We start from the raw sequence: 13824 nt of genomic DNA, 5'->3' as shown, positions 1-13824 counted from the left end.
ACCGCAACGTGTCAGACACGCGTCTGTGCGGTAAAGCACCACAGCGTGCCAGACACGCGTCAGTACGCTAAAGCGCCACAGCGCCTTCTCGTGCTTATGGTTTGGCGTTGATCCAGTATCGGTAGGAGTGGACCATGGTACCTTTGTAGGTTGGGTGGTCGGATAGCTCTGTGTTTAGTTGTTTGAGCTCTTGTTCCATGAAGGAGGCTCCTTCTTCATGGAAGGAAATGTGATTGACGTAAGGGTTTTCTTTCATTTCAACGGATAGAAGGATGTCTTTCCCTAAATCCTTGGCGTGGTCGAGTTCTTCTTCTGCCATGAAGAGAATGCCTCCTCGTCCTTCAGTGAAGTCACGGAAGGCCATGACGGATGTATGATCCATCGTTTGAATCACCCAGCGATTAAACGGCATTCCTTTCCCTGGTGCCGGGTCTTCATCAAGCCACATGGCAAGATCCATACTCGCTTCAAGATTTGAATTCTTTCTTGTCTCTGAAGCGAAATACTCCAGGTTCCCGACCCATTGTCTCATCAGCTCTGTCTTATTGTCGTCCCAGCTTTGTAACACATAAGGTTCGATATCCAAATGGATCCCTTGGAACATGGCTCCGTCCTCGACAGATTGATTGTATCCTTTAACATAATCAATTAAATTCTGAATTCGGTACCGCTCGCTCTCCTCAGCCCACGTGGGATGACCGCCCATTGCGTGAACCTCGATCCCTGCCTCGTGTGCCTTCTTAACGAAAGGACTATAAGAGGAGTAAGGTTGTCGTAAATCGAGCCGAACATATAGAAAGTTGAGGTTTTTCTCTTTGGCGAAAGCTAAGATGTTGTCTCCTTCGTTGATTAATCGTTCGGCTTCCCATATATACGTTCCGCGCGTCTTCTCATGCTTAACCTCTGATTCTGTCTGCTGTTCTGCATCGAGATTCAGCTGGTCTTTCACATATTGATAACTTTGAAAAGCTGTGCCAGCGTAACTCGGATGCTCCCCGGCATGCTCTTCAAGTACCCCTAAGTGCATATTCATATCAGGAACGCCTTCCTCAGCGAAAGTTACATAATCAAGCCCCGTATCTTCCATCGTTACCCCGATTAAGAGTTTGTTCCCTGTGCGGTCTGCGGTTTCTAGTTCTGTTTCAATCAAAGACATAATGCCATTGTCTCCTTCAAGGGTTTCCCGGAAGGCTAAGATCGTTGTTTGATCATATTGATTCATTAACCACTCGTGGAAGGGTGTACCGTCTGTTCCTGGCGTTTCGAGGGTATCAAGCCAGAAAGGGATCGTTTCTGTGACGGTAAGCCCAGCTTCCTGCGCTCTGGCTGTTAGCGTCTGAACATTTTCTTTCCACCCCTTCAGAACCTCTTCTTGGTCTTCGTTCCAAAGAGGCAGGTGATAGGCTTTGATATCCACATTTAGCCCTCGGAAATGAGCGCTATCTTCAGAGCGATCGTTATAAGACTTTACCCATTTTACGAAGGCAATTCCTTCATCCTGATGAGTCGTTAGTCCCCATGAAGGTGACCCGCCCCAGGCATAAACGGCTATTCCTTCTGATTGTGCTCTCGTGATGAAAGATTGATAAAAGGAGTCAGACTGATTTTGATCAAGCTCCACATAGAGGAGCGTCACTTGCTGATCTTTCGCTGCTTTAAGAACCTGATCTGATTCTTGTTTAAGTTGTTCCTTCTCGACATACATGACGTGATCGTTGTCCGGGGCGTGTTTGAACCCCATTAAAAAGAAGACAACCCCTGTTAGCAAAACGACATACAAAGACTTTCTCATTGTGTTCCTCCATCCCGAAAATGATGTCGTAAAACGGCGACAAAACATGTAAGCGTTTTAGTGTTGGAATCGTTCTCTTGCTTCTCAGGCCCCCGCATTTCGGAACCTTAATTGAACCACGCATCCATAGTGGAAACCCGGTGTGGCGAGGGTTTGGCCCCTTTTTCGGTTTCCGCATATTCGAGATCCGAAGTCCGAATTAGGAGGGCACCGCAATCGAAATTCGTGGTTCCGAAACGGGTTTTTCGAAGATAGAGTTGTCGAACCGTGTTACGTTATTAACGTGCTAAGGCGAGTTAGCAACTTCAAGTTAAATGTTTGTCAGATAATTTTCAAGAACAAATCAAAGATCAATGAAAAACGAGAAAATGTGACTACACTTCTAATTCAGGAGGGAGGCAAGAGTCATCTCAGGTAAAAGAACAGGGGTGGGTGTCATTCTTTTAGCAGTTGTACTAGCGATCAGCTATACAGTGCTTTCAACGTCCCAACACGTCGAGAGCAAAACACTAGAAGACGGCACAAAGCTGAAATTTCGTACCCAACAACAATCCATCGAAATCTATCAAAATGAATCCTGGTCTCCCCTGATGATTAAAGGGGTGAACCTGGGCGCTACTCTTCCAGGCTATTATCCTGGCTCACTCCCTCTTGACCTTGAAACGTATCAACGGTGGTTTAGAAGTATGAAAGATATGGGAGTCAACACGGTAAGGATCTACACGATTCACGAGCCGGTCTTTTATGAAGCGTTGGTTGAATTCAACCAGAAGCATCCGGATGATCCTCTTTACTTCATTCAAGGTATTTGGTCACCGGTTAAGCAGCTAAGAGAGACAGAGGACGCGCTGTCCCCTGAAGTGACGGAGGCTTTCAAAGATGAAATAAAGAGAGCGGTCGGAGCGGTTTATGGGGAGACGACCATTAAAGAAGAGGCTGGGAAAGCCAGTGGAACCTATGAATCAAATGCTGCGCCTTATTTAGTCGCTTGGCATCTTGGAACCGAATGGGATCCGAAAATGGTTCAACAAACGAACAAGTTGCATGCTGGGGAAGATCCTTTTGAAGGAGAAAGGTTTCAAGCAACAGAACAAGCCAATCCATTTGAATCCTGGCTTGCTGAACTGCTTGATTACACGGCTCAACAAGAAAGAACACACGGGTGGGAACATCCGATGACGTTCACCAATTGGGTCACAACTGATCCCCTCAAGCACTCTGAAGAACCGCTCATTATGGAAGACAAGGTAAGCGTTGATGCTACCCATATAAAAGAGCGGGATTGGAACGGAGGATATTTTGCTTCCTTCCACGCTTATCCTTATTATCCGGATTTCTTACGGTTAGGGGAGGCTTATAAGGATGTCTTAAACAAAAAGGGCGAACCTGACGCGTACAAAGGGTACCTGAAGGAACTGAAAGCCTATCACAGAGACATGCCGATTATGATTACAGAGTTCGGATTGCCATCTTCACTCGGTGTCGCTCACTTAGGTCAATATGGCCGAAATCAGGGAGGCCACACTGAAGTTGAACAAGGCGAGATGAACGCTGAACTATACAAACTCATTCAGGAAGAAGGCTACGCCGGATCCGCGCTATTCACATGGCAGGATGAGTGGTTTAAGAAAACATGGAACACCATGCCTTATGTGGAAGACGGGAGGCGCGCTTATTGGTTCAACTATTTATCAAGCGAAACCTCTTACGGAGTCATTGGCATGTACCCAGATAAAGAAGATGATATCCGGATTGACGGTGAGATTGAAGAATGGGACAGCTTAGATGACCTCAAGTCATACACCGTTAGGGAAAACGGAGTGAAGGATATTACCTTCACCCACGATGAAGGCTTTGTCTACATCAATGCTCATTTATCGGAAGATTCTGATTTAGAGGGAGAAACATTCCAGCTAGGCGTGAACACACTGCCAGGCGGAACGAGCCAACCTCCATACAAGAAACCCCTTGAGGCGCTTGTGACCTTAAACGGGGACAAGGGAGAGGTTGTTCTTTCATCGGAATATGATCCTCATCACAGACTTTATAAAGAGGAAGAGGCTGAACAGCCGAAAGAAAATCAGGCGTTCGTGCCATGGAAATTACCCGTAAGCCTCCAATTTGAACCACCGAACACGAGGCATGCTCACCCGTTTGAGGATGTGGAAGTAGGTGGACTGAAAAGAGGCGATGCAGGAGCGTTTTCAAGTAAAACGTACGATCCGCAAATCTTTTGGGAAGCTAAGGGAAACGTCATTGAAATGAAAATTCCGTGGGCGCTCCTAGGCTTTGCAGATCCGAGTCAACGAAAGGTCATAAGCTATCCTGAAGAGGAAGAAGCTACGACCATGAAGACAGAATCAATAGAATCGATTCAATTCTTACCTGCTTTATCAGGGGAAACAGAGCAATCCGTTTCAGCGTTTGACTATAGCTTTGAGAAATGGAATCAGGTTCAATATGCAGAACGAAAGAAAAACAGTTTCTATCAAATGAAAGAAGCACTATCAAAATAACAGGAGGAACGTGTATGTTTTTCAGTTTAGATGCCGCTTTCTATGTCATTTATGTACTTGCTGGACTTATGGCCATCATGTCATCAATCATTATCGGTATTAAAGTCAGAAAGAAGCAACTTCATAAGAAAACGCAAAAAGTGATGCAACGTTATCAGAGTTATTTCACTTACCTCACACAGCAGTTAGATGCGAAGGAACCTTTAGAGGTGCCGAAATCGGAATTAACGACATTTGAGAAAAAGGTTTTCCAGCGTGAATTAGTGGAGCGATTAGAGCGCCTATCTGGTAACCAGCGCGACAAGCTGATTCAGCTTTGTAACGATCTTGGTCTTAAAGAATTCAATATGAAACGCCTTAAGAGCGGACGTCACTATGTTCGTCTTGAAGCGGCTTACAACCTAGGGGCTATGCGCGCGAAAGAGGCGGTGCCATCCCTTTGCAAAATGCTTTATAAGAATAAGAAAGACTCAACCAGGTTCATTGTAGCTCGTTCGATTGCTCAAACGGCAACATCAACAGGGCAGATCAATGACATGATTCATTATCTAGCAAAGGATCAAGAGAATAATTATCAGCTCATTGTCGACATTGCACAAGAGTCTGATCTTGATCTTAGTGGAGCATTCATTTCATTACTCAAAGAATCCAATCCAGAGTTAACGAAGGTAGGATTGTTCGGATTAAGGCATCAACCAGATTCTGAAATCCATTCCATTCTTCGTCCTCACCTTGACTCGAAAGACTTTGATATTCGCACGAATACAGCGAAATTGATGGTCGCTTCTGGTCAATGTAGTCAAAAAGAGATGGAACAATTCATGAAATTTAAAGATGAAGAAGTCCGTTTATATACAGGCGAATGGATCGGGCAAGCAGGTATGCGTCAGTATCAGGAAGTTCTTGAACTGGGTGTTCAAGATAAGAATCAACAAGTCGCAAGAACGAGTGCGAAGAGCTTGTCTCAGCTTGGCGAATCTGGTTTCCGTACCCTTTGTAAGCTTGCTGTTAGTAACTTATCAAACGGAACAGTCGCTTTTGAAGCTGTGCATGAACACCTGAAAGAAAGTGCTGCTGGCTATGCGACAAATCGTAAAATTGCAGATTATAACCAAAAGCTATCGATCTATGAAACGTACTTCGGCAAAGACCAACAGCTTATTGACGCCATGTAATTGGTAGAAAGGGGAGAGGCATGAGAGAAATATTACTCGGTTACGGCATTTTCGCAATGTATTATGTCCTAACCATCAACACGATCTACTTCGGGATTATCTTATTCTCATTTAAAGAAATCTCTAAAATCCTAAAAAGCACGACATTCTCGAAATACAAATCACTATCTGGATCAAACAACGTACCACCTATTTCGATACTCGTACCAGCGTTTAACGAAGAATTAACGATTATTGAAAACGTGCGATCCCTCCTGGCTCTTCATTATCCGAAACATGAAGTAATCGTCGTCAACGATGGATCAAGCGACGACACAGTAGGAGTAATGATTAAAGAATTTGAACTTCAATATTACAAACCAACATCGATGAAAGATGTCATTAAGACGGCCAAAGTAAGAGGCCTTTACTACAACCCGGATTATCCGAACCTTTACGTTGTGGATAAGGAAAACGGCGGTAAAGCCGACTCCTTAAATGCAGGGATTAACTTATCTAGCTATCCACTGATTTCATCCATTGATGCTGACTCTTTATTAGAAGAGGATGCCCTGATTCGCATTGCACGCATGTACATGGAAAAGCCAGAAGAATATGTAGCAATTGGCGGAAATGTACGCATTGCCAACGGATGCAAAATCGAAAACGGCGTTGTCAAAAATGTAAAACTACCGAAAAAGCTTCTCCCAATGTGGCAGCTAGTTGAATATATGAAAGCCTTCTTAGGCGGACGTATCGGCTGGAGTTCTGTAAATGGTCTGATTATTGTATCTGGTGCCTTCGGGGTCTTCCGTAAAGACTACGTTGTCGAAGTTGGAGGATACCGCGGCGGTTATCCAGGTGAAGACATGAACATTATTATTAAGCTTCATCGCCATATGCTTGAGAACAATTTACCTTATAAAGTGGCCTTTTGTCCGGACGCTGTTTGCTGGACGCAGGCGCCTGACACCTTCAAGATCCTTGGAAGTCAGCGTAAGCGTTGGGGACGTGGAAACTTGAAGAACATGATCGAAGAAGGACGCTTCATGTTTATGCGACCGAAATACAAGATCATGGGTTGGTTGACCATTCCTTATAACATTATTTTTGAAACATTAAGTCCTTATTTCCGAATTACAGGACTCCTTGCTCTTATTGGTTATGCGCTAATGGACATGTCCGGTTGGAAGATCCTCCTGACCTTTAGCTTAATTAACATTCTATACGGAACGCTGCTTGGACTAGGATCGATGCTTCTTGAAGAGATCGCCTTCCAGCGTTATCCGAGAATACGAGATTTCTTCAAAATGCTGATCTATACCGTATTGATGTTCTTTGGTTATCGTCAACTCGGTATTCTGTGGAGATTCCTTGGTCACATCGATTTCTTCCGCAAGAAAACGTCTTGGGGAACGATGGTACGAACCAGCTTCAACGAAGATAAGAAATCAGCCTAATCGATTAAAAGGGGGTAATCAGCTGTGGAACAGCATGTAGGGTCACGAATCATACAGACGTTTCATCATTTTCTTCAGTATTATCAGGAAAGTAACTTAGCTTGTGGAATGATTATTGCCCGCGCAGATCTGGATGCGAAACAACTCGAGAGAGTGAAAGCGCACATGGAAAGAATGGAGCCAGAAGTTGGCGTTCAGTTCAGCCATGACCAGGAAGAAGGGTTAGTCGGAATTCTGTTAGACAACCGTACGATTGGGTATTCTCACTTTTATTCCTTATATGTAAAAGAATTCTTAGAGGACAATGGCTTCTTAACGGGCCCCATACTAGTGGGGAGTTTCCCGGAGAGCAGCCCATACGCCGAGCAGATGCTTTTTGATATGATCACTGAAATCATAGAAAGTGGCGGAGAAAAGGGTGAGATCCGCGTCTTTAAAAAAGGAAACGAAAAGAAGAACGATTCGATCCTGATCGTCGATAGTGATCAGAAAGTATTAGAGCTTGTGACCTCGTATTTTACTCATAAAGGCTACACCGTCCATACCGCAACAGACGGGAAAGAAGGCGTAGCCCAGTATGAGTTGCATCATCCGAATTTGGTTATTACAGAGATCAACCTGTCAGCGCTTGGTGGGTATCAGTTTATTCACCATATAAAGCATTTAGAATCCATCAAGGCTGCGCCGATCATGGTGCTTACGAATAAACAGTTAGAAGAAGACGTAAAGCGAACGTTTGAATACGGTGTATCGGACTACGTTACGAAGCCATTTTCTTTAATGGAAATCGAACAACGGATGGTCAAGCTGTTACAACCGGTGCATTCCTAATCGAATCATTATTTTATAGGGGGATTTATTCATGAAATATGCAAATCATTTAGCTCAGAAAATCGAAGCGAAAAAAGCGAACATTGGTGTTGTAGGCATGGGGTATGTTGGACTTCCGCTTGCAGTTGAAATGGTGAAATCCGGTTTCAACGTAACGGGAATCGATCTTGATCCGAACAAAATCAACGCCTTAAAAGCTGGTGATTCCTATATCGGGGACATCACAGATGAAGAACTAACAGAGGCAATGGAATCAGGCCGTTTCCGTCCTTCAACAGACTATAGCCTAGTCAATGAACTAGATGCGATCAGCATTTGTGTACCGACGCCACTAAGTGAAAACCAGGATCCGGATACATCTTATATCACAAGCGTTATTGACCAGGTGAAGATGTATATGAAGAAGGGCACATTGATCACGCTTGAAAGTACAACGTACCCAGGAACAACAGAAGAGCTTATTCTTAGTGAGTTAAACAAACTTGGCTATCAAGCAGGAGACGACTTCTTCCTTTGCTATTCTCCTGAACGAGTAGACCCAGGTAACGATAAATTTAACACGAAGAACATGCCGAAAGTAATTGGTGGGGTTACACCGAAATGTAGTGAACTAGGTGCGAGCCTTTACAAGAACTACGTAGGGAATGTTGTGCCTGTTTCATCTCCACGCGTAGCTGAGATGTCTAAGCTTCTTGAAAATACGTTCCGAAGCGTCAATATTGCTTTCGTGAATGAAATTGCGATGATGTGTGAACGAATGGATATCGATGTATGGGAAGTCATCGATGCAGCGGCAACGAAACCATTCGGCTTCATGAAGTTCCAGCCAGGACCAGGAATTGGCGGTCACTGCATCCCGCTTGATCCGATGTACCTTTCTTGGAAAGCAAAAGGATTCCGTTTCTACAGCAAGTTCATTGATCTAGCTCAATCGATCAATAGCAACATGCCTGACGTGGTCGTGTCTAAGACGTCTCAAGTACTAAACGTATACGGTCGTTCTATTAATAGCTCAAACATCTTAATTCTAGGAATGGCATACAAGCCAAATATCAGTGACCTTCGTGAATCTCCAGGTCTTTACCTTTATGAGCTTTACAAAGAGAACGGGGCTAATATCGAGTACTGCGATCCACATGCTCACAGCTTCATTGATGATGACGGTGAAATTGTAAGATCTGTTCCATATAACAGAGAGCAATTGAAGAAATACGATTGCATGGTGCTTGTAACGAATCACTCTGACTTTGATTATCAAGAGCTTGCTGACTTAGGCGTACCGATTGTCGATACTCGTAACGCATTTGAAGAGTACGATCGCGATCACATTCACAAGCTTGGAACATCTTCTAAAGTTCATTCTAAAGACCATTCTATTGCACTATAAGTAGCACGTAACAGAGTAGGAACCATTACAACAACACAAAGGGAGATGAATAATATGTGCGGAATCATGGGGTATATTGGACAACAACAAACACAAGAGATCTTAACGAACGGACTGAAGAAATTAGAGTACCGCGGCTATGACTCTGTCGGGGTGGCGATCCATGACGGAGAATCAGTTCAGGTAACAAAAGCAGAAGGGCGCCTTGATAATCTGGCATCTCGTTTAGAGAATGCACCGTTACAGGGCTCTATCGGAATTGGTCATACACGTTGGGCGACACATGGTCGTCCTTCTGACCAAAACTCTCACCCACACACAGATGACAACACAGAATTCGCAGTCGTTCATAACGGCATTATCGAGAACTACATTGAGCTTAAGCAAGAGCTTGTGGCAGAGGGCGCAACATTTACATCTGAAACAGATTCAGAAGTCATTGCTCAGCTCCTTTCTAAACTATACGACGGCGATATGATTACAACGATTCAGAAAGTCATCGAAAAGTTAGATGGTGCCTATGCGCTAGGAATCGTTTCTGAACATGCACCAGGTAAGCTTTATGCCGTTCGTCAAGCGAGCCCGCTTATTATTGGCTCTGGAGACGGAGAGAACTTCATCAGCTCTGACATTCCAGCTGTTTTAGAGCATACGCGTGATGTGTACATTCTAGAAGACGGTGAAATGGCTGTATTAACAGAAGAGAACATTTCTCTTATGGACGTAACAACAGGCAACCCGATCTCTCGTGATTTATTCCGCGTTGATTGGGATATGGAACAAGCAGAGAAGAACGGATTCGATCATTTCATGCTTAAAGAAATCTTTGAACAGCCTAAAGCCCTTGAGAAAACAATGGCTGGTCGTATTGATAAAGAAACAAACGAAGTAGATTTCCCTGAGCTTGCATGGAGCGAAGAACAGGTAGCGAAGTGGGATAAAGTGCACATCGTCGCATGTGGAACAGCTTACCACGCTGGATTACTAGGTAAATCGGTTATTGAAGAATTAACACGCACACCAGTAGACGTTGAGGTTGCGTCAGAATTCCGTTACCGTAATCCAATCGTCACAGAGAATACGCTTGTCATTGCTGTGAGTCAGTCTGGTGAAACAGCAGATACGCTTGCTGCATTACGTCAAAGTAAAGAACTGGGCGCAAAAACGTTGTCCATTACGAATGTTGTAGGAAGCTCCATTTCAAGAGAAGCAGATGACGTCATCTTAACCCTTGCAGGTCCTGAGATTGCCGTTGCTTCAACAAAAGCGTACACGACACAGGTATTATCTTTCTATCTATTAGGCATCTATTTAGCTCAGAAGAAAAAGCAGATTACACCTGAACAGAACGCCCAGTACATGAAAGCTCTTCAGCACATTCCAGAGCAAATGGAAGAGATTCTGTTCCATAATGACGATATCAAAAATTACGGCGAATCCATTAAAGACGCGAAGAGCGTGTTCTTCTTGGGACGTGGAATCGATACCGCCGTTGCGCTTGAAGGGTCTCTCAAGTTAAAAGAGATTTCTTATATCCACTCTGAGGCTTATGCAGCGGGAGAATTAAAACACGGTACGCTTGCGTTAATTGAAGAAGGCACACCAATCATTTCCTTGCTCACTCAAGAGAACCTTTACGACAAGATGCTTGGAAACATTAAAGAAGTAAGTGCCCGAGGAGCAAATGTTTTAGGAATCACAATGAGTGGGAATGTAAAGGTAACACAATACGTAGACGAAACATGCTTTATCCCTGAAACGTATTCTCTATTTACACCACTACTATCGGTTGTACCATTGCAGCTGATTTCCTATTATACATCTCTTGCACTTGGCAACGATGTGGACAAACCTCGTAACCTGGCAAAGAGTGTAACGGTAGAATAAATCGAAGAAGGAGGGTTCCCTCTTGCAAAAGGAACGCCACCAAACAACGCTCGATGAATCAAACCTTAAAACGATTATGCTTAATCTGCAGGAAAAGATTAATGATCAAACCATCTCAGAAGATGGCCAGATCTTAACCACACTCATTAACGACCTGCGTCCTCACTTCAGTGGAGCAGGCAATGAATAAAATTCCTTTAACGAAGTAAAGCGTGTCTGACACGCTTTACTCTAATAAAGGATTAGGAACAAAGGGAGTGAAGTTGATGGAACGTACATATGCGGTTGTGTTAGCAGCTGGTAAAGGAACGAGAATGAAGTCAGATCTTCCGAAAGTCCTTCATCCGGTTTGTGGAAAGCCGATGGTTGAACATATTACAGATCTACTGAAAGACCTCTCTATGAACGAAATCGTTACCGTAGTGGGGCACAAACACGAAATGATAGAAGAGCAACTTGGGGACTCTGTCACCTATGCTCACCAGAAGGAGCAGCTAGGAACGGCTCATGCTGTTGGGATGAGTGCTGAGAAGCTGGCGGATCAGGAAGGGACTACGGTCATTGTGACAGGCGATACGCCGCTTATTACAAGTCAGACCATTCAGAACCTACTCGATCACCACCGTGAAACGAAAGCGGCAGCTACGATCTTAACGATGTTGCCTGAAGATCCAACAGGGTACGGACGCATTGTTCGGAATGAAGACGGAAACGTAGAACGAATTGTAGAACAAAAAGATGCCACACCAGAAGAACAAGCTATTGGTGAAGTCAATACAGGCATCTTCTGCTTTGATAACAAGTTGTTATTCGAATCCTTAGACCAAGTTGGAACAAATAACAATCAAAGCGAATACTATCTGCCTGATGTCATAGAAATATTAAAAGAACAAGGTTACACCATTTCAGCTAACTCCACGGAAGATGTAGCTGAAGGACTTGGCGTCAATGATCGCATCCAACTGGCTAAAGCAGAGAAGATTATGCAGGACCGAATCATTGAAGGCCATATGAAAAACGGTGTTTCCTTCGTCGATCCGTCCACAAGTTACGTCGAGAAAGACGTCACGATTGGACAAGATACACTGATAGAACCTCGAGCTCATTTAAGAGGAAAGACGGTGATTGGTTCTTACTGCGTCATTGGTCCAGATGTTGATCTTAAAGACTTCGAAGCCCGGGACAAAACACGGGTGCAGAACTTCTCAATGACCAATGACATTTGTAAGATACCGATTCACTCATAAAGGGTGGGTCAGACCATTGTGAGAAAGATGAAAAGGATCGCAAAACAATACAAAATCCCGGCAATTCTTCTTGGTGTGATTATTGTAATAGGAGTGGCCGTCATGAGTGAAAGTCATCCAAAGACCAAAGCAACCTGGATTTGGGATCTGTCTAAGATTGAAGGAGATCCGAGTCAGCCTGTTTCCTTCTTGGAAGAAGAAGGTGTCAACCGGGTCTATCTTCATATTGATTTCGAAACCTTCAAACCAGGTCCTTATCGATCCTTTATTAAAGAAGCAACGAAAGCGGATATCGATGTATATGCGCTAGGAGGAGACCCGAACTGGGCGCTTCTAAAAAACCGTGACAGCCTCGATCGTTTTGCTTCCATTGTCCATGATTACAACAACATGGTTGGGGAAGATGAAGCCTTCAAGGGTGTTCACTTGGATATTGAGCCTTACCTTCTATCAGAGTGGAAGGAAGACAGTGACAATGTGAAGAATCAGTGGATGATGAATAGCGTTCATTTTATTCGCCAGGTGAAAGAAAAGGCAAACCTCGCCGTAAGCGGTGATTTTCCTTTTTGGATTCACAAAGAAAAAGTGCCTTATAAGGATCAAACGTTGAGTGACTGGATGATGGAACATTATGATTCCTTAACGCTGATGGCTTACCGCAATAAAGCAGAGGGGCCAAACGGCATTCAATCCATCTCAGAACCTATCGTTAACGAGGCACGTAAAAATGGAAAGACCGTCGTCGTTGGTGTCAACATCATCGATACGTCAGAAGGAAGCTACACGACGTTTCATGGAGACGCACCAGGTGCGATGAATGAAGAACTAGATGTTCTACAAAATGCCTACAAACGCCATGATGGCTACGAGGGCATAGCGATACATGATTATTCGCATTGGGTTGACCAAGCGAAATAATGATAAATAGATAGACTTTGTGAAAAATGCATCTCCCCCTAATTTATAGATGCAAAAAAAACGCCATCCACTCTAGTGGATGGCGTTTTTGTGTCGTCCGCTGCTATATGTGGATTAGGGCTTGCTGGGGGACTACTCGCTTTCCTGCGGGGAGCCTAGGGGAGCCTCCTCAGACGGCAAGCCGTCTTCCGGGGTCTCCCCTAGGCTCCTTACCCCGCGGGAGTCTCGCAGTCCCCCAACAAGCCCAAGGACTCGTCCCTGATGTTTGGTGGTGCTGGGAGTGTCTGGGGAACGACTCGCTTTCCGTGGGCGAGCTGTCGAGCCTCTTCACTCACTTCGTTCCCTCCGGGGTCTCGTCGACCTCTTTCTCCCACAGGAGTCTCCCCGTTCCCAAGACACTCCCTTGCTTAATAAGAGTTACCGATTTCCATAAGAAATCAACCTCATCCCTGTGAGTCATATTAGGCGCATTTCCGTTTCTTCCCATTAGGCAAAGGTGGTCCTCAGAAATTGCGAGACTCCCGCGGGCAAACGGTCGGACGAGACCCCGGAGGCCATGCTTGAAGTGAACCCCAAATTTAGGACTTCTATTTGTTAGAAATTGTTAGTTATGCAGCTAGTTGATGCTTTTC

At 44.4% G+C, this 13824-nt stretch carries 10 protein-coding genes; 9 read left to right on the top strand and 1 reads right to left on the bottom strand.

All coding sequences use genetic code 11. The features are described from left to right. Positions 1-94 precede the first annotated feature (94 nt). Positions 95-1792 carry a hypothetical protein gene (locus tag LQ226_RS11175; protein WP_231417992.1) on the bottom strand — a complete coding sequence of 566 codons (1698 nt, stop codon included), beginning with the start codon at positions 1790-1792 and terminating at the stop codon, positions 95-97. A gap of 428 nt (positions 1793-2220) precedes the next feature. Here LQ226_RS11175 and LQ226_RS11170 point away from each other — a divergent pair, with 428 nt between their 5' ends. The 9 genes from LQ226_RS11170 to LQ226_RS11130 all read left to right on the top strand — a co-directional run bounded on the left by LQ226_RS11170 (position 2221) and on the right by LQ226_RS11130 (position 13192). After that, a complete protein-coding gene (locus LQ226_RS11170) occupies positions 2221-4308 on the top strand; it encodes a hypothetical protein (protein ID WP_231417991.1) in 2088 nt (695 codons plus the stop codon). 14 nt (positions 4309-4322) lie between these two features. Next, entirely contained in the window at positions 4323-5483 is a 1161-nt protein-coding gene (locus LQ226_RS11165; RefSeq protein WP_231417990.1) for a HEAT repeat domain-containing protein, read from the top strand. Between the two features lie 20 nt (positions 5484-5503). After that, entirely contained in the window at positions 5504-6922 is a 1419-nt protein-coding gene (locus LQ226_RS11160) for a glycosyltransferase family 2 protein (protein ID WP_231417989.1), read from the top strand. A 24-nt stretch (positions 6923-6946) separates the two neighbouring features. Further along, positions 6947-7753, top strand: coding sequence for a response regulator transcription factor (locus LQ226_RS21160; protein WP_231417988.1), 807 nt, complete (start codon positions 6947-6949; stop codon positions 7751-7753). 31 nt (positions 7754-7784) lie between these two features. Then, positions 7785-9140, top strand: a complete 1356-nt coding sequence (locus tag LQ226_RS11150) for a nucleotide sugar dehydrogenase (RefSeq protein WP_231417987.1) — start codon at positions 7785-7787, stop codon at positions 9138-9140. Between the two features lie 54 nt (positions 9141-9194). Further along, positions 9195-11027 carry a glutamine--fructose-6-phosphate transaminase (isomerizing) gene (glmS, locus tag LQ226_RS11145; RefSeq protein WP_231417986.1) on the top strand — a complete coding sequence of 611 codons (1833 nt, stop codon included), beginning with the start codon at positions 9195-9197 and terminating at the stop codon, positions 11025-11027. A 22-nt stretch (positions 11028-11049) separates the two neighbouring features. Continuing rightward, entirely contained in the window at positions 11050-11217 is a 168-nt protein-coding gene (locus LQ226_RS11140) for a hypothetical protein (protein ID WP_231417985.1), read from the top strand. 76 nt (positions 11218-11293) lie between these two features. After that, the gene (locus LQ226_RS11135) at positions 11294-12274 is read left to right on the top strand and encodes a sugar phosphate nucleotidyltransferase (protein ID WP_231417984.1); all 981 of its coding nucleotides are present in this window, start codon (positions 11294-11296) and stop codon (positions 12272-12274) included. A gap of 18 nt (positions 12275-12292) precedes the next feature. Next, positions 12293-13192 carry a hypothetical protein gene (locus LQ226_RS11130; RefSeq protein ID WP_231417983.1) on the top strand — a complete coding sequence of 300 codons (900 nt, stop codon included), beginning with the start codon at positions 12293-12295 and terminating at the stop codon, positions 13190-13192. The last annotated feature ends 632 nt before the right edge of the window (positions 13193-13824 follow it).

Origin of the sequence: Pontibacillus sp. HN14 (assembly GCF_021129245.1) — a bacterium.
Classification (GTDB): Bacteria; Bacillota; Bacilli; order Bacillales; family BH030062; genus Pontibacillus.
The sequence above is the reverse complement of the archived record's forward strand: the minus strand, read 5'-3'. Positions and strand labels throughout refer to the sequence as shown.

Bases quoted from the DNA above. Each gene is read 5' to 3' on its own strand.
- LQ226_RS11175 (WP_231417992.1), bottom strand. From the start codon at position 1,792: ATGAGAAAGTCTTTGTATGTCGTTTTGCTAACAGGGGTTGTCTTCTTT.
- LQ226_RS11165 (WP_231417990.1), top strand. From the start codon at position 4,323: ATGTTTTTCAGTTTAGATGCCGCTTTCTATGTCATTTATGTACTTGCT.
- LQ226_RS11160 (WP_231417989.1), top strand. From the start codon at position 5,504: ATGAGAGAAATATTACTCGGTTACGGCATTTTCGCAATGTATTATGTC.
- LQ226_RS11150 (WP_231417987.1), top strand. From the start codon at position 7,785: ATGAAATATGCAAATCATTTAGCTCAGAAAATCGAAGCGAAAAAAGCG.
- glmS (WP_231417986.1), top strand. From the start codon at position 9,195: ATGTGCGGAATCATGGGGTATATTGGACAACAACAAACACAAGAGATC.
- LQ226_RS11135 (WP_231417984.1), top strand. From the start codon at position 11,294: ATGGAACGTACATATGCGGTTGTGTTAGCAGCTGGTAAAGGAACGAGA.